Origin of the sequence: Oricola indica, from assembly GCF_019966595.1 — a bacterium.
Classification (GTDB): domain Bacteria; phylum Pseudomonadota; class Alphaproteobacteria; order Rhizobiales; family Rhizobiaceae; genus Oricola; species Oricola indica.
The window spans coordinates 207,441-227,713 of record NZ_JAINFJ010000001.1; the positions used below are offsets into that span (position 1 = coordinate 207,441).

At 61.6% G+C, this 20,273-nt stretch carries 22 protein-coding genes; 5 read left to right on the forward strand and 17 right to left on the reverse strand.

The features are described 5' to 3' along the window. Positions 1-10: 10 nt before the first annotated feature. From soxX to LC343_RS01020, 3 genes are all read right to left on the reverse strand, one after another. Positions 11-475, reverse strand: coding sequence for a sulfur oxidation c-type cytochrome SoxX (soxX, locus tag LC343_RS01010; RefSeq protein WP_223475227.1), 465 nt, complete (start codon positions 473-475; stop codon positions 11-13). A 244-nt stretch (positions 476-719) separates the two neighbouring features. Then, positions 720-1,307: a thioredoxin family protein gene (locus LC343_RS01015; RefSeq protein ID WP_428982480.1), complete on the reverse strand. Its 588-nt coding sequence runs from the start codon at positions 1,305-1,307 to the stop codon at positions 720-722. Between the two features lie 11 nt (positions 1,308-1,318). Continuing rightward, positions 1,319-2,077 (reverse strand): cytochrome c biogenesis CcdA family protein, encoded by a 759-nt coding sequence (locus LC343_RS01020; protein ID WP_428982502.1) that lies wholly within the window; start codon positions 2,075-2,077, stop codon positions 1,319-1,321. Positions 2,078-2,153: 76 nt separating this feature from the next. On the opposite strand from LC343_RS01020, the gene LC343_RS01025 reads away from it, so the two are divergent. The 3 genes from LC343_RS01025 to LC343_RS01035 all read left to right on the forward strand — a co-directional run bounded on the left by LC343_RS01025 (position 2,154) and on the right by LC343_RS01035 (position 4,180). Next, positions 2,154-2,531 (forward strand): thioredoxin domain-containing protein, encoded by a 378-nt coding sequence (locus LC343_RS01025; protein WP_223475228.1) that lies wholly within the window; start codon positions 2,154-2,156, stop codon positions 2,529-2,531. Between the two features lie 95 nt (positions 2,532-2,626). Further along, positions 2,627-2,968, forward strand: a complete 342-nt coding sequence (locus tag LC343_RS01030) for an ArsR/SmtB family transcription factor (protein WP_223475229.1) — start codon at positions 2,627-2,629, stop codon at positions 2,966-2,968. Between the two features lie 111 nt (positions 2,969-3,079). After that, positions 3,080-4,180, forward strand: a complete 1,101-nt coding sequence (locus LC343_RS01035; protein WP_223475230.1) for a YeeE/YedE family protein — start codon at positions 3,080-3,082, stop codon at positions 4,178-4,180. Positions 4,181-4,197: 17 nt separating this feature from the next. On the opposite strand, the gene LC343_RS01040 is transcribed toward LC343_RS01035, so the two are convergent. Beyond that, positions 4,198-5,127, reverse strand: a complete 930-nt coding sequence (locus LC343_RS01040; RefSeq protein ID WP_223475231.1) for an MBL fold metallo-hydrolase — start codon at positions 5,125-5,127, stop codon at positions 4,198-4,200. A gap of 114 nt (positions 5,128-5,241) precedes the next feature. On the opposite strand from LC343_RS01040, the gene LC343_RS01045 reads away from it, so the two are divergent. Continuing rightward, positions 5,242-6,354, forward strand: coding sequence for a YeeE/YedE family protein (locus LC343_RS01045; protein ID WP_223475232.1), 1,113 nt, complete (start codon positions 5,242-5,244; stop codon positions 6,352-6,354). A gap of 3 nt (positions 6,355-6,357) precedes the next feature. On the opposite strand, the gene hemA is transcribed toward LC343_RS01045, so the two are convergent. The 11 genes from hemA to LC343_RS01100 form a co-directional block, all read right to left on the reverse strand. Beyond that, positions 6,358-7,575, reverse strand: coding sequence for a 5-aminolevulinate synthase (gene hemA, locus LC343_RS01050; protein ID WP_223475233.1), 1,218 nt, complete (start codon positions 7,573-7,575; stop codon positions 6,358-6,360). Positions 7,576-7,739: 164 nt separating this feature from the next. Beyond that, complete coding sequence (locus LC343_RS01055; RefSeq protein ID WP_223475234.1) at positions 7,740-9,356, reverse strand: glycoside hydrolase family 43 protein; 1,617 nt, start codon at positions 9,354-9,356, stop codon at positions 7,740-7,742. After that, on the reverse strand, positions 9,353-10,402 hold the full coding sequence (gene mgrA / locus LC343_RS01060) for an L-glyceraldehyde 3-phosphate reductase (RefSeq protein ID WP_223475235.1): 1,050 nt from the start codon (positions 10,400-10,402) through the stop codon (positions 9,353-9,355). Before mgrA ends, LC343_RS01055 begins: the two co-directional genes overlap by 4 nt. 64 nt (positions 10,403-10,466) lie before the next feature. Next, a complete protein-coding gene (locus tag LC343_RS01065; protein ID WP_223475236.1) occupies positions 10,467-11,597 on the reverse strand; it encodes a Gfo/Idh/MocA family protein in 1,131 nt (376 codons plus the stop codon). 11 nt (positions 11,598-11,608) lie between these two features. Beyond that, entirely contained in the window at positions 11,609-12,364 is a 756-nt protein-coding gene (locus LC343_RS01070; RefSeq protein ID WP_223475237.1) for a sugar phosphate isomerase/epimerase family protein, read from the reverse strand. A 21-nt stretch (positions 12,365-12,385) separates the two neighbouring features. After that, complete coding sequence (locus LC343_RS01075) at positions 12,386-13,075, reverse strand: D-lyxose/D-mannose family sugar isomerase (protein WP_223475238.1); 690 nt, start codon at positions 13,073-13,075, stop codon at positions 12,386-12,388. Next, positions 13,072-13,458: a glycoside hydrolase family 2 protein gene (locus LC343_RS01080; RefSeq protein WP_223475239.1), complete on the reverse strand. Its 387-nt coding sequence runs from the start codon at positions 13,456-13,458 to the stop codon at positions 13,072-13,074. Before LC343_RS01080 ends, LC343_RS01075 begins: the two co-directional genes overlap by 4 nt. Positions 13,459-13,472: 14 nt before the next feature. After that, the gene (locus LC343_RS01085) at positions 13,473-14,567 is read right to left on the reverse strand and encodes an ABC transporter ATP-binding protein (protein ID WP_223475240.1); all 1,095 of its coding nucleotides are present in this window, start codon (positions 14,565-14,567) and stop codon (positions 13,473-13,475) included. A 5-nt stretch (positions 14,568-14,572) separates the two neighbouring features. Next, positions 14,573-15,400 carry a carbohydrate ABC transporter permease gene (locus LC343_RS01090; RefSeq protein ID WP_428982503.1) on the reverse strand — a complete coding sequence of 276 codons (828 nt, stop codon included), beginning with the start codon at positions 15,398-15,400 and terminating at the stop codon, positions 14,573-14,575. Between the two features lie 109 nt (positions 15,401-15,509). Beyond that, a complete protein-coding gene (locus LC343_RS01095) occupies positions 15,510-16,400 on the reverse strand; it encodes a carbohydrate ABC transporter permease (protein ID WP_223475242.1) in 891 nt (296 codons plus the stop codon). Between the two features lie 83 nt (positions 16,401-16,483). Continuing rightward, on the reverse strand, positions 16,484-17,719 hold the full coding sequence (locus LC343_RS01100) for an ABC transporter substrate-binding protein (RefSeq protein WP_223475243.1): 1,236 nt from the start codon (positions 17,717-17,719) through the stop codon (positions 16,484-16,486). Positions 17,720-18,026: 307 nt separating this feature from the next. On the opposite strand from LC343_RS01100, the gene LC343_RS01105 reads away from it, so the two are divergent. Beyond that, complete coding sequence (locus LC343_RS01105) at positions 18,027-19,106, forward strand: LacI family DNA-binding transcriptional regulator (protein ID WP_223475244.1); 1,080 nt, start codon at positions 18,027-18,029, stop codon at positions 19,104-19,106. Here the strand turns inward: LC343_RS01105 and LC343_RS01110 are convergent. Then, positions 19,103-19,690 carry an NAD(P)H-dependent oxidoreductase gene (locus LC343_RS01110; RefSeq protein ID WP_223475245.1) on the reverse strand — a complete coding sequence of 196 codons (588 nt, stop codon included), beginning with the start codon at positions 19,688-19,690 and terminating at the stop codon, positions 19,103-19,105. The genes LC343_RS01105 and LC343_RS01110 overlap by 4 nt on opposite strands. Then, positions 19,690-20,271, reverse strand: coding sequence for an NAD(P)H-dependent oxidoreductase (locus LC343_RS01115; RefSeq protein WP_223475246.1), 582 nt, complete (start codon positions 20,269-20,271; stop codon positions 19,690-19,692). Before LC343_RS01115 ends, LC343_RS01110 begins: the two co-directional genes overlap by 1 nt. Positions 20,272-20,273: the final 2 nt, after the last annotated feature.

Consider the following 20,273-nt stretch of genomic DNA (forward strand, 5'->3'; position numbering starts at 1 on the left):
CCTTGGAAGATCATTCCTTGAGCGTCGCCAGGTAGGCGACAACATCCTCGACCTGCTGGGCTGTCAGGATCGTCTTGCCGACGAGGTCCTCGCGCACGTGAACGCCGACATCCAGCGAGTAGAAACCGGGCATGATCGTCTCGTCCGAGAAGATCGCCTTCGAATTCACAACGATCGCGCGAAGCTCCTCGGTCGACCAACGGTCGCCAACACCATCGAGCTCCGGACCGACTTCGCCATGAAAGAGCTGCTCGCTCTGATCGCTGACGGCGTGGCACGCGAGGCAATTGCCGAGCTTGCGGTCGGCGAATGTCGCACGACCGGCCATCGCGTCACCCGGTTGCCCGGTCAGCGATTCGGTAACCACGCCATCCTCGATGGCGACGTCGCCCGGAGCCGTCTCGCTATAGGCCACGGCGGTGGTCGCGACGATTGCCGCACCCGCTGCAAGCCATTTCCTTGTACTGAAAACCATGGGCAGTCGTTCCTCCTCCTTTGGGGCTCCCCTCCACAGGCGCCCCCATCCCAAGCGTCGCGGGTTCACCGCACACCACTCTGAATGCGCACGCTATCCAAAACGCTTGCGGCAATCAATGGATGAATATGATTATTTGAATGTTTGTTATTCGACATTCGTCGCTATTCCACATCCAGCGACTTGATCGGGGTTTCTCCCGAACCTCGCCCGCCCAAAAGCCGCGCCATATTCCATTTGGCGATCACTGATTGGCTTGGGATGCGTCGCCATGTTTTTCACGCCAGCGACGATTGTAATAGGTCTGAAAGCTCTCTTCGCCTTCGTAGCCCTTGTCGTTCACCCAGACGAACATCTCAAGAAAAGTACCCTTCTTGAATGCACCGGGCATCATGGCAACGGCAGCCTGACCGGCATCCATGTCCTCAGGCGGGTCTTCGGGCATGAACAGAACCGTCGGCGTGAAGAGCAATCGCCACTTCTTGGCGGCCTCTTTCTCGGTCAGCACGTCGCCGTCGGTATCCGTGACCTCCTCGGCACCGTGCATGTTGTACTGCACGACCATGAAGTGCTCCTTGATGTAATCGCTGACCTCCGGGTCCGCGAGGACAACCTCATGAACTTCCTTGCAGTAGATGCATCCACGCTGCTCCACAATGATCGCCAGACGCTTGCCGTTTTCCTTCGCGGTCTGAATATCCTCGGCGATATCCTTGAAGGTCAGAGAGAACCAGGGTTGCTTGTGCAGTCCGTCATCGCCGATCTCGACGGCCATTGCCGGCGTGGCAACGGCCATCATCAGCATTGCGACAAAAGCAATCATGCGTTTCATGGTCTCGTCTCCTATCCGATGGTTGAGAATACCGGGAACGTGTCGAGAAGCCATTGGGCGATTCTCGACATCTGACCGGTCATGAACAACAGCCCCGTGATCACCAGCAGCACGCCCATCGCCTTTTCGACGGTTGCCATGTGCCGCTTGAAGCGGTTCGCCCAGCCGATGAACCGGCTGGCGAAAACCGCGGCGAGAACGAAGGGAAGACCGATGCCCAGCGAGTAGACCGCCAGCAGGCCGGCACCGCGCCAGATCGTGTCCTCGGCCCCCGCGATGAACAGGATCGCGGCCAGCACCGGGCCGACGCAAGGGGTCCAGCCGAATGCGAAAGCCAGCCCCATGATATACGCACCGATGAAACCCGCCGGCTTGTTGCGCACATCGACGCGCGCTTCGCGATACAGAAAGGCAATCCTGAACACGCCAAGGAAATGCAGCCCCATCACGAGGATGATGACGCCAGCCACGATCGACAGCATGTTGAAATACTGCGCGATCGTCTGCCCGACGATGCTCGCCGTCGCCCCCAGCGCGACGAATACGGTGCTGAAACCGATGACGAATGCGATGGCGGACCAGATGATCCGACGCGCGCGATCGCGCTCCAGTTCTTCGCTCTGCAGATCGGAAAAGCTGACGCCCGCCAGATAGGCGAGGTATGGCGGCACGATCGGCAGCACGCAGGGCGAAACAAACGACAACAGGCCCGCCAAAAAGGCGGCGCCAAAACCGATATCGAACACGTATTTCTCCTCCCCCGTCGCCATCTGGACAAGCGGGCTGTAAAACATGCACACAATGCTATATGTATATGAGCAATGGCAAGCCCGCGGAGCAGGGAAAATGCAAATACGCAATTCAATACTGGCGTTGCTGGCGGCGATACCGCTTACAGTGGCGGCCGCGATACCGGCGAACGCGGCCGAACTCATCATGTTCGAGCAGGCTGGTTGCTCATGGTGCGCGCGGTGGAACGCCGAGATCGGCCCGGCCTATCCAAAGACGGAGGAAGGACAGATCGCGCCGCTGCGCCGCGTCGACATTCACAAGAAGCTACCGGACGATCTCGCCGGTATTCGCGTCGAGCGCTTCACCCCGACCTTCGTGCTGGTCGACAATGGCGTGGAAATCGGGCGAATGCGCGGTTATACGGGTGACGAGTTTTTCTGGTATCTGCTCGGAGAGATGTTGCAGAAGCTCGATCGGCCTCCGGCCGGTTGAGAAATCCACGCGTTCCGGCTGCGGGATTGCATGTGGAACGGTGGAGGTTTCGAGTTATATATACCGGATTCGATATCTGAAGATCGGAAACGAAAATGCCACTGCCGAAGTTCAACCCGGAAATGCCAATCGCCGACGCCGACGCCCTCATCGAGCAGGCGCGACAGGCGAGCGATCTGCTCAAGGCGCTGTCCCATGAGACCCGGCTGCTGATCCTCTGCATCTTGTCGGAGGGCGAAAAATCCGTTTCCGAACTCGAGGAAATTCTGTCCATGCCGCAGGCGGCAGTGTCACAGCAACTGGCACGGCTGCGGTTCGACAGGCTCGTCAATACGCGGCGCGAAGGACGCATGATCTATTACAGCGTCGCCGGCGAGGAAGTCTCGTCGGTCGTCGAGACACTCTACGAACTATTCTGCCGTCCGGTGCGCAGCTAGGAAACCGGAAGTAACCGACCGGGCGCGTGCTGCGGCTTGCTTGCCAAGCTTCGCCAAAACAGGCAGTTTCACCACAACGATGCGCCGGCAAGAAGCGCGGGAGGAGTTGGAATGTTTCTGCTCGATAGCGCGTGGGCGCTGCCGATCTCTGGTGTATTGATAGGCACCGTCGTGGGTTACGTCGCCAGACGCAACCACTTCTGCACCATGTCCGCACTGGAGCGTCACTGGTTTGCCGGCGACAGCACCGGTTTGCGATCCTGGGCACTGGCGGGCGCGGTCGCGCTGGTCCTCACGCAGATCATGCAGGCGCTTGGCTGGATCAACATCTCGCAGAGCTTCTACCTGACCGAGCCCCTGCCCGTGGCCGGCGCCATCATCGGCGGGATCATGTTCGGATTCGGCATGGCGCTTGTCGGCACCTGCGGTTTCGGCGCGATTATCAGGCTGGGCGGCGGCAGCATGCGTGCACTCGTCGTGCTGACCGGCATCGCGCTGGCCGCACTGGCCGCACAGCGCGGTCTCCTCGGCCATGTAAGGGTCGGCCTTCTCGACCGCTTTTCGATCGATCTCGGCAGCGTCGGAGGCCAATCGCTGGGCGCCCTGCTTTCCCATTATACCGGTCTGGATCTGACCCTGGCGACGGCCGCGGTGGTTGCGGCCGCCCTGTTCTACTGGATCTTCCGCGACCCCCGGTTCCGCCGCGACCGCGAGAAGCTCGTATCGGGCGTCGTCATCGGCACCGGTATCGCCGGCGGGTGGTTTGTGACCTCGACCTATTCCGGTCGCCTCTTCCAGCCGGTCCAGATCGAGGCCGGATCCTTCGTCATGCCGCTCGGCGACGCCATGCTTCAGATCATCACGGTCACGGGAACACTGCCGGATTACGGCGTCGGCCTCGTCGCCGGCGTCCTGATTGGCGCGACCCTGCGCGCATGGCGCTCGCGCGATATGCGTTGGGAAGCCTGTGACGACGCGCGCGAATTGAGCCGCCATCTCGTGGGGGCTTTCCTGATGGGTACCGGCGGTGTCTTCGCGCTCGGCTGCACCATCGGACAGGGCGTCAGCGCCGTATCCGTCATGGCGCTTTCCGCGCCGCTTGCGCTGGCCGGCATTGCCTTCGGCGCGCGTATGGGCCTCGCCTATCTGCTGGAGGGGACGCCCTTCGCATTCATGCGCCGTCACGGCCGGCATAGCCAGCCGGCCGAGTAACGCCACTCACACGGCTTCTACGACGCCACGAAACGGTAGCCCGTGCCGTCTTTTTCGACATGGCCGATTCCACCTTCCGGCAGGTGGAAACCGACAATGCGGCTCTGGTCTCCGGCCAGCCGATCGAGAAGGGCGACACGCGTTGCAACCCCGGTTTCCGTGTCCTGATCGGAGCCCGAAGGCCACTCCGGATGCGCAAACGAGATGATCGAGTTCGTCGCCGCGTCGCCGATCACATGCACGCTTTCGCTGCCGTCATGGATCGCGAAGGACGTATGTCCCGGCGTATGCCCGCGCGTATCCACCGCCTCGATTCCCGGCAAGACCTCGTCGCCCCAATTGAAGAACTGGATGACGTCTTCCAGCGCCGAAAGCCGGTTTTGCGCGCCAACGACGAAGCTCTTCCTGGCTTCCGGCATCGCATCGAGCGTGTCGTCGGCCCGCCAGTAGTCCCATTCGACCTGGTTGATGTAGTAGTTCGCCTCCGGGAAGACGAACTCGTCGAAATCGTCGAGCAGGCCCCAGATATGGTCCGGATGGGCGTGGGTAAACAGCACGTCGGTCACGTCTTCCGGCGCGATTCCGGCCGCGTCGATATTGTCGAGGATCTTGCCCGCGCTCGGCATGAAGTTCGGCCCCGAACCGACATCGAAGAGAACGACCCGGTCGCCATCCTTGAGGATCGTCACGTTACAGTCGGGCTCGACCGCGCCGCCTGCGCCCTGCCCGGCCGCTTCGAGCAAGGCCACCAGTTCGTCCTGCGGCACGTCCGGAAACACGAAATCCAGCGGCAGGACGAGGTTTCCGTCGCTGACGGTGGTCACCGTCTTCGCGCCGAGCGCGATATCGGCGACGGCGCGCGTGCTCAATCCCGGTATGAGCGGCAAGGCAGCCGTCGCGCCGATCAGTGCCATCGCGTCACGACGCGTCAAATCCTTCATATTCATCGTAGTCCTCCCGCGTTTCAAATATTGTCGTATTTGAATATATGCGAACCTGCTTGATCAAGGTCAACGCCTGAACCCGCTAATTCGGTCATCCATTCGCGGGAGGAAATGCCCATGGAAATGTTGGCGAACGGACTGATCGCAATCATAGACCGCATCGGCGAGAACTGGACGCTAGCGCTTGGTGGCGGCCTGATCGGCGCCCTTTTCGGCGCTTTCGCCCAGCAGAGCCGCTTTTGCCTGCGTGCCGCCACGGTGGAATTCTCGCGCGGCAAGATCGGCGAGAAAGTCACCATCTGGCTCATTGTGTTCACCGCGGCTGTCGCCGGGACGCAGGCGCTCGCCGCCCTCGGTCTCCTGGCGACAACCGAGGCCAGGCAGATCGCCTCGCCGCAAAGCCTCTCGGGCGCGGCGCTCGGCGGCCTCCTGTTCGGCAGCGGCATGGTATTGGCGCGCGGCTGCGCCAGCCGCCTCCTCGTCCTGTCCGCCACCGGAAATCTGCGCTCGCTTCTTTCCGGCCTCGTCTTCGCCGTCGTCGCGCAGGCCAGCCTGCGCGGCTTCCTGTCGCCCGTGCGCGAAACGCTTGCACGGCCGCTGACGACCGTATCGACCGGCGGCAACGACCTGCTTGTGATGACAGGCCTGAACACGACCCAGGCAGCATCCGCCGGAGCGATCGCCCTTATCCTCGCGGTGATTACCGCCACATGGAGCCGCGCCGGCGCGTGGCGTACTTTCGCTGCATTCCTCGTCGGACTGATGGTGCCGCTTGCATGGCTGTTCACGCACACCATGCGCGGTATCGTCTTCGAGCCGATCCAGATGAACGCCCTGACATTCACCGGTCCGTCTGCCGACACGCTGATGCTTTTCCTGACGCCGCCCGGATCGATGATCGATTTCGAGGTTGGGCTGGTGCCCGGCGTGTTCGCTGGCTCTTTCCTCGCTGCATGGCTGACCGGACAGTTGAAGCTGCAGGGCTTTCATGACGGCGCGTCGATGCGGCGCTATCTGCTGGGTGCGGCGATGATGGGTTTCGGCGGCATGCTAGCCGGCGGCTGCGCGGTCGGAGCCGGCGTCACCGGAGCCTCGGTCTTCGCGCTGACGGCATGGATCACGCTGTTTTCCATGTGGCTGTCGGCCGGCGTGACCGATTGGCTGATCGACCGCCGATACGAGGAAGCAGCCCCCGCGACGCCTCCCTTCGGCGTTCCCGCAGCAGAATAGAAGCTACGCCACCGCCCTTGCGAGTGCGCACTGGGACCACAGGTCGCAGAGCGCTGTGGCGAGGTGATCGATGTCGGCCTGGGTGTGCAGCGGCGTCGGCGTGATCCTCAGCCGTTCCGTCTTCACCGGGACCGTCGGGTAGTTGATCGGCTGCACATAGATCCCGTAGCTGTCGAGCAGGATGTCGGAGATCCACTTGCACTTCTTCGCATCGCCCACCATCACCGGCACGATATGCGACGGGTTGGGCATGTGCGGGATACCACGCGCGTCCAGCGCAGCGCGCACCTTGGCCACATTGGCCTTGTGCATCTCGCGTTCCGCCCGGCTTTCCTTCAAATGCCGGATCGACGCCGTCGCGCCGGCGGCAAGCGAAGGCGGAAGCGCCGTGGTGAAGATGAAGCCCGAGGCAAACGAACGCACGAAGTCGATCAGGTTCGACGAACCCGTGATGTAGCCGCCCATCACGCCGAAGGCCTTGCCGAGCGTGCCCTCGATCACCGTCAGACGGTCCATCAGGCCCTCGCGCTCGGCCACACCGCCGCCGCGCGGACCGTACATACCGACCGCATGCACCTCGTCGAGATAGGTCATCGCATTGTGCTTCTCGGCGACCGAGCAGATCTCCGCGATCGGCGCGATGTCGCCATCCATCGAATAGACGCTCTCGAAGGCCACCAGCTTCGGCGCCGCCGGATCGTCCTGGCTCATCAGCCGGTCGAGGTCCTTCCAGTCATTGTGCTTGAAAATGCGCTTTTCGCAGCGCGAATGACGGATGCCCTCGATCATCGAGGCGTGGTTCAGCGCGTCCGAATAGACGATGATGCCGGGGATCTTCGAGGCCAGCGTGCCGAGCGCCGCCCAGTTGGAGACATAGCCGCTCGTGAAGATCAGCGCCGCTTCCTTGCCGTGCAGGTCGGCCAGTTCGCGTTCCAGCATGACATGGTAGTGGTTGGTGCCGGAAATGTTGCGCGTGCCGCCCGCGCCGGTGCCGCATTTGTCGATCGCCTCGTGCATCGCCGCCACGACCCTGTCGTTCTGGCCCATGCCGAGATAGTCGTTCGAGCACCAGACCGTCACGTCCTGCTTCGAGCCGTCCGCGCGATACCGCGTCGCCTTCGGGAACTCACCCGCATGCCGCTCGAGATCCGCAAAAACTCGGTAGTTCCCGTCATCACGCAACGACGAAAGACGGTCGGTGAAAAAGTCCTCGAAATGCATAGAGTTTTCCCTATATGTCTCGGGAAAATGCGATACAGCTCCACGTGCGTCAACCGGGATTCGTTGCTGCACCGCACCCTTTACCTGGAACCAGACGCCGCTTCGCCTTGAATCAATCCGGCAGGTTGCACCGGCAAACCCTTGTTTCCGAAGCTGACTTCCTGTCAGGACGCGCCTTCCGGCACATAGGAGAAATGCGAGAACCGCGCTTCCTTGCCCTGCCCGGTCATGTCCATCGCGAACATGCCGACGAATGCGCCGGTGAAAGACCCGTGGCCGCCGCGCCCGCCCTCATCGGAGATAATCGCAGCATTGAGCTTTGGCCCGATCGGCTGCCACTCGCCGCCCGGCTGCTTCCAGAAGAACTGCTGCAAAGCGTGATCGACCTCGACCTTCATCCCGATCGGACCGTCCGGACAGGGAAGAGGCTTGTCGAGAGCATAGGTCAGCGCTCCGTCCGGAAAATCGCCCAGGCATGAGACGACCGAAAGCGACCGCCCCTGCCCCGGCTCGTCGGTGACCAGAAGCATGTGAAACTTGAAGCGGTTGTAATAGGTCGTGAGCCCCGCCGCCTGCTGATAGGTCGTCGGCTCGAACTCGACTTCAGTCTCGGCGGTATAGACGAAATGCTCTTGCCGCCGCGCGACGAGCGACTGCTCGAACCAGCTGCCCATGCTCTCGCGACCGAACAGGCTGAGCGAGCCATTGTTGATCCGGTAAAGCTTTTCCGTATCCGGCGACCGCAGCCATTGAAATTCCGGCGGCAACTGACCGCCCGTGAAATCGGTGTGATAGGCGACAGGCGGGTTCGGCTCGACATCGGCGAGACCCGGCAGTTCCGTCCGCACAAGCATGCCGCCGCCTTCCAGATAGAGCCAGTCGTCCTCGCCCCATGCGACACGCTCGATACCGGTCTCGCGTCCGAGCGGACAGAAGCGGCCCGTCCCGTCCGGCCCCGGAATGGGCCGACCCATCAGGAACGTGTGGTAGAATTGCCCGTCATGCGTCTCGACATACTGACCATGCCCGGTCTTCTGGATCGGATGATCCGGCGCATCCGCCGCGCACATGAGATACTTGTTCGGATGGTCCTCGTACGGCCCCCAGATGGAGCGCGAACGCGCCATCGTCACGGCATGGTCGTAGACTGTGCCCCCCTCCGCGGTGGTCAGGTAATACCAGCCATTGCGCTTGAAGATGTGCGGCGCCTCGGTCAGCCCGCGTGACGTCCCGAGATAGACGTTTTTCACCGGGCCGAAGAGCCCCTTTTCCGGCGACCACTCCTGCAGGAGAATTCCGTCGAAGCTTGAATTCTCGGGATTTCCGCCAGTTCCGGGACCGCGATAGTTCCACTGCATGTTCATGAAATACTTGCGGCCGTCGTCGTCATGATAAAGTGACGGGTCGAAGCCGGAATTGTTGACGTACCAGGGGTCGGACCAATCGCCGTCAATGGTCTCGCAGGTGGTGATGTAGTTCGGCGCATCCTTGAAATTGCCGTCATAGCGCTTGACGTCGGTATAGACGAGCCAGAAGCGGCCATCGGCATGCGACAGGCACGGCGCCCAGATGCCGCAGCTATCGGGATTGCCGCGCATATCGAGCAGCCCTTTGCGGGCGAGCGGGCGCGAGACAAGCGTCCAGTTCACGAGATCGCGCGAGTGATGAATCTGAACACCGGGATACCACTCGAATGTGGAGGTCGCGATGAAGTAATCCTCACCAACGCGGCAGATCGACGGATCCGGATTGAAACCGGGCAGGATCGGGTTGCGGATCATCGCTCTGCTGCACCTTTCTGCTGCTCTGCGGATTGCGCCCAGAGATTGATGTTTTCCTCATCGGCATATTTGTCGATCTCCGCGAGTTCTTCCGCCGAAAACTCCAGGTTGGAGACCGCGCCGACGCAATCGATCACCTGGCCCGGCCGCGATGCGCCGATCAGAGCCGTGGTGATGCCGCCGTCGCGCAACACCCAGGCCAGCGCCATCTGCGCCAGCGTCTGGCCACGCCGCCCGGCGATCTCGTCGAGCTTTCGGATATGGTGAAGTGCCTGCTCGTTGAGAAACTCGGTCTTCAGCGACTTGCCTTGCGCGGCCCGGCTGTCTTCAGGGATACCTTTCAGGTACTTGTTCGTCAGCATGCCCTGGGCAAGCGGCGTGAAGGCGATCGATCCGATACCCAGTTCCTGCAGCGTATCCTTCAGACCGTCTCGCTCCACCCAGCGGTTGAGCATGTTGTAGGACGGCTGGTGGATCACGCAGGGCGTGCCCAGCTCCTCGAGAATCGCGACCGCTTCGCGCGTCCGCTCGGAATTGTAGGAGGATATCCCGGCATAGAGCGCCTTGCCGGACCGGACGATCTGGTCGAGCGCGCCCATGGTTTCCTCAAGCGGCGTATCCGGATCGAAGCGGTGCGAATAGAAGATGTCGACATAGTCGAGCCCCATCCGCTTCAGAGACTGGTCGCAGGAGGCGATTAGGTATTTCCGGCTACCCCATTCGCCATACGGCCCCGGCCACATCATGTAGCCGGCCTTCGACGAGATGATCAGTTCGTCGCGATAGCCCCGTAGATCGGTCTTCAGCAACTCGCCCATCGCCTCCTCGGCGCTGCCGGCGGGAGGACCGTAATTGTTGGCGAGATCGAAATGGGTGATGCCGTGATCGAAGGCGGTCTGGACGATGGCGCGCTTTGTATCGTGCGGTGTGTCGTGGCCAAAATTGTGCCACAGGCCGAGCGAGATCGCCGGCAGCTTCAGGCCGGAATTCCCGCAGCGGCGGTAAACCATTGTCTCGTAGCGGTTTTCGGCGGGCACATAGGTCATGGCGTTTCCCTGGAATCCTGTTGGCGTTTGACAGGCGCGCCCGCTTGGCCACGCCACGCGGGCATCAACCCATCAGTTTTCGGGCATCATCCGGCGACAAGGCTTCCGGACGCGCGCATGTGGTCGTCATCTCGACGAAACCGCCGGTCTCACCCGATTTGAGGATCGAAGTCATCACATCGACCGCATGGATGGCAAGGTCGAGCGAACAGCGATGCGCACGGCCATCGACGATCGCCTGCGCCATGTCAGCGAGACCGGCCGTCCGGTAGTTCGCCCGGGCGCCGCCGGGATGCTCTTCATTTGCAACGCCGAACGGATGTTCCCAGGCTTCCAGCGGCGCGATCTTCCCGTCACGACCGGCATGTTCGACCACGCCGCCGAAGAAATTCGGATCGGGCACGAAAAGCGAGCCTTCGAGGCCGTAGAGTTCCATATTCGCATGGCGGTGCGCCCACACGTCCCAACTCGCCGACAGTGTGATCGTCGCTCCGTTTTCGAACTCCAGAAGCGCATGGATGTTGGTCGGTGTCCCGACCGGGATTTCCTCGCCCTTGCGCGGGTTGGAGAGGATCGTGCGCGTCGGCGTCGCCGAAGAAGTCAGCGCGCCCACCCGTTTCACCGGACCGATCAGCTGAATCAGGTTTGTGATGTAGTAGGGCCCGATATCGAGCACCGGACCGGCACCCGGCATGAAGAAGAAATCGGGGTTCGGATGCCAGTGTTCCATGCCATGCGACATGACATGGCATGTACCCGCAACGACCTCGCCGATCAGCCCTTCATCGATACGCGCCCGCGCCAGCTGATGCGCGCCGCCAAGGAAGGTGTCAGGCGCAGACCCGACCCGCAGGCCCTTCTCGTCGGCCAGCGTTCGCAGGGCTTTGCCCTCTTCCAGCGAGAGAACCAGCGGCTTCTCGGAATAAGCGTGCTTGCCCGCATCGAGGATCGACTTCGTCACCGTGAAATGCGCATCCGGGATGGTCAGGTTGACGACGACGTCGATCTCCTTTGAGGCGAGAAGTTCGGCGACATCCATCGCGATGACGCCGTACTCGTCGGCACGCGCCTTCGCGGCCCCGATATTGAGATCCGCCACGGCGCGGATTTCCAGCGCCTTGAACAGCGGAGCAAGGCGCAGATAGGACGTCGAGATATTGCCGCATCCGATGATGCCGACACGAAGCTTGTTCATGAGAGATTTCCTCAAAGGGTACGGGCGGTTTCAATCGAGCGACGCGCGAAACGCTCGTGATCGCTCGGATTGTCGTGCTCCATGACGAACCAGCGAGCGCCCGTCTCGCGCAGCGCGGCCATGATCGCCGGCCAGTCCATGACGCCATGGCCGACATCGGCCCAGCCGTCCTCGTCGGTGCATTCGCCCTGCGGCGCGATGTCCTTGACATGGACCGCGGCGATGCGCCCGGCATATTTATCGATCCATGCGAGCGGATCCTGCCCGCCCCGCACCACCCAGGCGACATCCAGTTCCAGCGCAAGGTCCGGATCGCCCGCGAGGATCAGGTCAAGCGGCATCTCGCCGGTCCCGGTCGCCGCGAACTCGAAATCATGATTGTGCCAGCCGAAGGTCAGTCCGGCATCGCGAAACGGCGCGGCGGCCGCGGATAGCTCTTCGCCCAGCGCACGCCAGCCGGCCGCATCCGCCGGGCGCTGGTCCGGCGCGATGAATGGCGCGAAAACACCCTGTATGCCGAGCGCCCCGGCGATATCCAGCACGCGTTGAGGTTCGTCGCGTATCATGTCGAGGCCGAAATGCCCGGTCGGCATGGACAGCCCGCTCGCCGCGAGACCCGCCTTCAGGTCGTCGAGCGCATCTCTGTCCGCGAACAACGCGCCATACCCCTCAACCTGCTTGTAACCGAGCCGGCCCAGCATTCCGAGGGTCTCGGAAAGCGGCGGAAAATTTCTGGAGCTGTAGAGCTGGTAGGAAAACTCGGTCATCGCAACATCCCTGGAATAGGCTCAACTGAGCCAGTGGTCGTAATCGGAAACGAGGAGATGGAGCGGATCGGCGTCCTCCTCGACAGTGGAGAACCGGCCGATCGGCTCGCGGAAAATATTGTCGGTCCGGTCGTCATTGACGTTGGAGACCTCGCCGATGAGCACCTTGCCGCCCTCGCCCCAGAAGGCATGCCAGGTGTCCGGCTCCAGCGTCACGCTCTCGCCCGGCGCCAGTTTGAGCAACCCGCCTGCCGGCAGGCTGCGAATCGTCCCGTCGGTGAACACCCGCACCGCGTCGCTGTCGCTGATAGACCCGTCCGGGTTCGCCTTGAACAATTCGAGGACAAGCGTTCCGCCGCCCTTGTTGATGATGTCCTCGGTCTTGAGATTGTGACGATGCATCGGCGAGATCTGGTTCTCGCCGGAGATCATGATCTTCTCGGCATAGAGCATGCCCCGGCCCGCATCGACATTCGCGTTGTTGCCGTTGCGAACCGTGAACAGGAACAGACCCAGTTCCTCGAACCGGCCCTGACCGTAATCCGTGATGTCCCATCCCATGCAATGATCGCGGATGCGGGCGCTGTCGCTCGCCACGCGTGCTTTCAGTTCGTCGGGCGACCAGTATGCAAAAGGCGGCATGACATAGCCGAAGGAACGGATGAAGGCGTCGCTTTCGCGGATGATGTCGTTGATGACCGAGCGTTTCATGATGGACCACATGTTGCAGAGTGGAGATCGCGGACGGTGAAAGCCGGTTTTGCGCCGGCGAACTCGGGCGTGAAGGCGATCTCTGCTTCGTGTCCGGGGAAAAGCGTGAAGGCGTTGTCGGAGAAACGGCCCGGGATGTCCGCCTCGATCGAAACGAAGAAGGCGGGCTTTTCCGCACGGAGTTTTAGACGCCATACGGCATCCTCGCAATGCGCCTCGACACCTATGCGACAGCCGATGAACTCGCTGTCCTTCAGGCTGTCCGCCGCCGCCTCGGACATGGAGCGGGCGTGACCGTCATTGGACAGCGCCCAAAGGCCCGATAAATCCGGCGATACCACCGCCGGACGCGGCGGTGCGACAGGTGTCACATGTGCATTCATGACGGCAGCGCGTCCTACATGCGGTTTTCGGTTTGCTTGTCGAAGATCGAGGCCAGCGACAGGTTGAAGCCGAGGCGAACTTTCTCGCCGGGCGAAAAGCGGCGTGAAGAATCGACGCGCGCCGAAAGCGTCTGCCCGGCAAAGGTGATCCAGACCAGGCTGTCGGCACCCATCGGTTCGTCCAGATCAACAGTCCCGGGATATATCGCCGACGCGGACTCCTGGTCCTCTGGCACGATTTCCACGTGTTCCGGGCGGACACCGAACACCGCCTCGGCCTCAGGCCTGATCGCGTTGTCAGCCACATAGCCGTCCAGCGGAATTTCGTTTTCTCCGATCCGGAAGACGTGCCCGTCGCCTTTGGCGACGATATCGCCGTCGAGGAAACTCATCGAGGGCGAACCGATGAAGCCGGCGACATAGAGATTGCTCGGCCGATTGTAGATCGTATGCGGGTCGGCGAGTTGCTGGATGACGCCGCCCTTCATCACGGCGATGCGGTCTGCAAGCGTCAGCGCCTCGATCTGGTCGTGCGTGACGTAGATCATCGTGTTGTGGGCGAGCTTCTGGTGCAGCCGCTTGAGCTCGACGCGCAGTTCAGACCGAAGCTTGGCATCGAGATTGGAGAGCGGTTCGTCGAAAAGGAAAACGCCGGCTTCCCGCACCAGCGCGCGGCCAATGGCCACGCGCTGGCGCTGCCCCCCCGAAAGATGTGCGGGCTTGCGCTGAAGATAGGGTTCGATCTGCAGCATCTTCGCCGCGCGATCGACGCGTTCGCGAATTTCGGCGCGCGGAACGCCCTGGTTCTTCAACCCGAAGCTCAGATTGCCCTCGACCGTCATTTGCGGATAAAGCGCGTAGGACTGGAACACCATGCCGATGCCCCGGTCCTTCGGCTGCTCCCACGTCACGTTCTTCCCATTGATGAAGATCTGCCCATCGGACACGTCCAACAGGCCGGCGATGCAGTTGAGCAAGGTCGATTTCCCGCAGCCCGACGGCCCCAGAAGGACGAGGAATTCGCCTTCGCCGACATCGAGATTGAGTTTCTCCAGGACGCGGACAGCCCCGAAATTCAGGCTTACATCGCGGATGGATACGCTATGCATTGCAATCAACCTTTCACGGCGCCGGCGGCGATACCGCGGACGAACAGCTTGCCGGACACGAAATAGATGACGAGAGGAACGAGGCCGGTCAGCAGCGTCGCCGCCATGTTGACGTTGTACTCCTTCACCCCCTGCACCGAGTTGACGATGTTGTTGAGCTGAACGGTCATCGGCCAGAAGTCCGGCTTGGTGTAGACCGTGCCAAAGAGGAAGTCGTTCCAGATGCCGGTGACCTGGATGATCATCGCGACAACGAAGATCGGCAGGCTCATCGGCAGCATGATCCGGAAATAGATGCCCCAATAGCCGGCGCCGTCGACGCGAGCAGCCTTGAACAATTCCTCGGGCAGCGAGGTGAAGTAGTTCCGGAACAGCAGCGTCAGGATAGGCATCCCGAACACCGAGTGCACGATCACCAGACCCGTCAGCGACCCGTAGAGGCCGATTTCCCGCAGAATGATCACGACCGGATAGAGCATCACCTGATAGGGGATGAACGCGCCGAAGATCAGGATCGTGAAGAAGAAATTGTCGCCCTTGAAGCGCCAATTGGCGAGGCCGTAGCCGTTAACGGAGGCGATCGCGATCGATACAATCACGGAAGGAATGGTGATCCGGACGGAGTTCCAGAATCCCCTGCTCAGCCCGTCGCAATTCAGCCCCGTACAGGCCTCGCCCCACGCCTTGACCCAAGGCTGGAAAGTGATCTCCAGCGGCGGCGAAAAGACATTGCCGACGCGGATCTCGGGCATGCCCTTCAGCGAGGTGACCACCATCACGTAAAGCGGCAGCAGATAGTAGATCGATACGACGATCAGCGTGCCGTAGAGCATGATGTTGCGGCGCGAGAGCGCGCGCACCGGCCGCGGACCGCGCGGACCGTCGTCGGTACGGGTTTCCTCGGGCAAGCCGATCGACGCGGCGGCCGTAGCGGTGGCGATATCAGTCATTTTTCCGGCCCCCGAATTCCATCATGGCCCACGGCACGACCACAACCAGGACCGCGAGCAGCATCATCGTCGATGCGGCGAAGGCCTGGCCGAGATTCTGGGCGCGGAACATGTAGTCGTAGACGTATTTGGCGGGCATTTCGGTCGCCAGCCCGGGGCCGCCGCTGGTTTGCGCGACCACGAGGTCGTAGACCCGGATGATACCACTGGTGATCAGCACCAGCGCCGTAATGAAGACAGGCCGCAACATCGGGATGATAATGAACAGATAGGTCTTCCATGTCGGAATGCCGTCGATCCGCGCCGCCTTCCAGATTTCCTCGTCAATGCCGCGAAGCCCGGCGAGCATCAGCACCATCACGAGCCCCGAGCCCTGCCATAGCGCGGCGAGCATGACGCCGAAGATCGCGAGATCAGCATTGTAGAGCGGGTCGAAAGCAAAGTTTTCCCAGCCGAGATCGCGCACGATCCCCTGAATGCCGAATTCGGGATTGAGCAGCCACTGCCAAACCAGACCCGTCACGATAAAGGACAGCGCGAAGGGATAGAGCATGATGGTCCGGAACGTGTTCTCGAACCGAATCTTCTGGTCCATCAGGGCAGCCAGAAGGAAGCCGATAACGAAACTGAGGACCAGCATCGAGAGGCCGTAGACCGCCAGATTCTCGATCGAGACGATCCAGCGATTGGTGTTCCAGAGCCGTTCATACTGGTCGAGGCCGACCCATTCCAGCTTTGGCAGCAGCTTGGATTTCGTGAACGAATAGACGACCGTCCAGCCTGTCCCTCCGATGAAGACCACCATCGCGGTCAGGATCATCGGAATCGCTGCGATCTTCGCCGTCTTGTTGCGAAAAAGCTGGTTCGGGCGTCCCGAAGCCATGCGCATTCCCCGTGCGTTCTTATTGGCCGGCTGGATGCCGGCCCGCCATTGCGGCAGGTCGGCACGATACGTGTCTGAGCGGATCAGTCAGCGCTGGCGATAATTTCGGCGAAACGCTCCTGCGCGTCTTCCGGCGTGATCGATGCGTCGGCGAAGAACTCCGCGAACAGATCGTTGATCTGCGACGTCGTGTCCGGCGTGAGCAGCTGGTTGGTATCCGGCACCAGCTTGTTTTCGGACAGCAGTTTCAGGCCCTTCTGCATGCAATCATTGGCGGTCGACATATCGATGTCGCCACGAACCGGCAGCGAGCCCTTCTTCAGGTTGAAGGCAACCTGCACGTCAGGCTTCAGAAGAAGCGCTGCGAGTTCGGCCTGCGCCGCCGATTTCTCCTCGTCGTCCAGGACCGGGAAGTAGAACGCGTCACCGCCCGTGCCGAGAACTTCAGTCACGCCCAGACCGGGAAGGCAAGAATACTCGGTGCCCGCCTTCTGATCGGCGACGGAAAATTCGCCCTGTGCCCAGTCACCCATGATCTGACCGCCGGCCTTGCCGGTGATCACGAGGTTGGTCGCCTCGTTCCAGGACTGGACGGTCGAGCCCTCCGACATTTCGCGCGCATCGGCAGCAGCCTTGAACACGCGGGCAACCTCAGGACCAGCCGCGACTTCGGCGTCCTTGTCGCCATAGACCTTGTTGAAGATCTCGACGGGAACGAGAGACGACATGAGAACGTTGAAAAGACCGCTCTGCTGCCAGCTTTGCTGACCCACAGCCATCGGAAGAATACCCTTCTCCCTGAGAGCCGGAGCGGCGGCGACGAACTCATCCCAATTGGTCGGGACCGGAACGCCGGCGTCCTCATAGGCTTTGTGAGAAAGCCACAGCCACTGCCAGGAGTGGATATTGACGGGGGTGCAGTAGATGCGTCCATCAACGGTGCAGCCGTCGAGCAGCGACGGCGGATTGACCTTTTCCTTCCAGCCTTCGGCTTCGGCGATATCGGTCAGATCGCGCAGCAGACCGGCCTCGATCAGATCCTCCGCCTGACGTCCGTGGTTGAACTGGAAAGCGCCCATCGGATCGCCGCCGGTGATGCGACTGACCATGATGGCGCGGGCCTGCTCTCCCGGGCCGGCGAAGGCGGCATCGACCCATTTGTTGCCGGTCGCATCGAAAGCCTTGGCAAACTCCCCAACGGCAGCTGCTTCGCCGCCACTGGTCCACCAGTGCATGACCTCAAGATCTGTTGCGTGAGCGGTGGCGGCCGGCAAAACCGCCGACACGGCCAACGCCGCAATTGTTGAACGAAGACGCATGTTTTCCTCCCTGCGAACTGTAACGTTGCAGTGGAACTGTATGGCAAGGATTTTTCCCGCGCAACAGGGTCTGCAAAATTTTATTCGAGCATCAAAAAAATACGAAAATGATCGCGAAAACCCGGAATACATGGATCTTTGTCAATGAACTCGAGGGCAAACCTGAGGAGGACACCCGCCTTCGGCAACGCAATATCTCTTTTTGCGCTGCAGCAAACTTTAACGTTTGTGTCAACCGACGCATGTTTGTTGAAACCACACTGCCGACAGGCCTATAGTCCCCCCGAGTCTAAGGGGCGGAACCGGAATGGCGCTAAAAACAAAAGGGAAACAGAGCGAAGCGGCGGACCCCGCGTCCGGCCCGCCGACACTGAAGTCCATCGCATTCATGACCGGTTACTCGATCACCACCGTTTCGCGCGCGCTCAAGGATGCGCCGGATATCGGTGAGGAGGCCAAGAAACGGGTGCGGCTGGTGGCCAAGCAGATCGGCTACCGTCCGAACCGCGCGGGCGTGCGCCTGAGAACCGGCAAGACGAACGTGATCAGCCTCGTTCTCAACACCCAGGAAGAGGTCATGGGGCTGACATCCCAGATGGTTCTCGGCATTTCCGACGTGCTGCGCGGCACGCCTTACCATCTCGTCGTAACGCCCTACTCCCTGGAAAACGATTCCATGGAGCCAATGCGCTACATCGTCGAGACGGGCTCCGCCGACGGCGTCATCCTGTCGCGCATCGAAATGCAGGACCGACGCGTGCGCTATCTTTCCGAGCACGGCATGCCGTTCGCCACCCATGGCCGCACGGACATGGGCATCGATCACCCCTGGCATGACTTCGACAATGAGCGCTTTGGCCATGACGCCGCCAACATGCTGGCGGAGCGGGGTGTCAAGCGTGCGACTCTGATCGGGCCGCCGGACAATCTAACCTATGCGCGCCACATGAAGACTGGCTTTGCCACCGGCCTCCGCGAGAATGGAATGCAGCAGGTCGCGCTCGACACGGTCACCGTCGACGACACGCTCGATACGATACAGGCCGGCGTGTACGAAATCATGCGCGGACCCGGACGGCCCGATGGCATCGTCTGCGGCAGCGGCGGCGCCGCTATCGCCGCTTCTGCCGGCGTCGAACAGGCAGGCCTTTCGCTCGGTCGGGATGTGCAGCTCGTTTCCAAGCAGCACACCAACATCCTCAAGCGGTTCCGCAAGGATATCGACGTCATCAACGAGGATGTCCGCCAGGGCGGCCGCGATTTGGCGACCTGCGTGATTCGCTCGATCGAGGGCGTTCCGGCCGACGAACTCCACTTCCTGTCCTATCCGGACGATCCAGCGGAAATGCCGGGCGTGCCCCTGGCCCTGCCGAAAGTCGCTGTCTAGAAACGGCGCATCCGGCGGTCGACGCGTTCAAGGAAATTTTGGCGCGACTGCGGCGTCGAGACATCCATGAGGTAATGCGCCAGGAACAGCGTCTTACAGCGCTTCGCGAACAGCGCGCGCATGCCGCGCAGCAGCGTGCGCTTGCCCGGATGGCCGACCACGTAGGACCACCAGCGCGGCGCACCGCAGGTGGTCACCACGCCAAGCTTGCGGATGTGTGTCATCAGCGGCGTGATGCGCTTGGTGTCGGGCGAAATGGCGAAGGTGATCTCCGGTGTCCACACACGGTCGAGCCAGCCTTTCAGCATCGCCGGCAAACCGTACCACCATGTCGGATAGACGAATACCAGCCCCTCTGCCCAGGCGAGATGCTCGGCATGGTCGGGGGCCGGATGCTGGTCCTTTTGCATCTCGTTGTAGCAGCGACGTTCCTCGCATCCCATCACGGGATTGAAACCTTCCGCGTAGAGATCGATCAGACGCGTCTCGTTGCCGCTTTCGGCCAGCGCCTTCATTACCGTGTCCTTCAAGGCCGCGCCAAAGCTCTCGGGAACCGGATGACAGAAAATAACCAGTATGCGCATCAGAAAGCGTCCATCGCCTTTTCCACGCGACCGATGAAGCGCGTGCGCGTCTCGTCGGTCGAGCGGTTCATGTCGTAATGGGCGAGATAGTCGAACGGCGCGCCCGGCTTGACGATCACGCGGAGCACGCGATTAACGGCCTTGCGCGGCGGGTCTCCAACGAGGAAGGCACGCAGCCGGTTACCGCCATAGGTCGTCACCACGCCGACCTTGCGAATATTGTGCAGGCACGGACTTGCCTTGCCGTCCCTCATTTCGAACGACACGCCCGGCAGGAAAACGCGGTCGAAAAAACCCTTCAGGATCGCCGGATAGCCGAAATTCCAGACCGGATAGCTCATCACCAGCGCCTCGGCCGCGCGCAGCCGTTCCACATACCCCTTGACCGACTCGGTATTGGGCCCGATCTCGTGGTAGTTGAGCCGCTCATCGCGCGTCAGCCGCGGATCGAAATCTTCGGCGTATAGATCGCAGTCGTCGACATCGTGCCCGCTCGCGGTGAGCCGGTCTACGATCCGCCGGTGCAGATGCCCGTTATAGCTTTCGGCGACGGGATGCGCATGCAGGACCAGAACGCGCATTG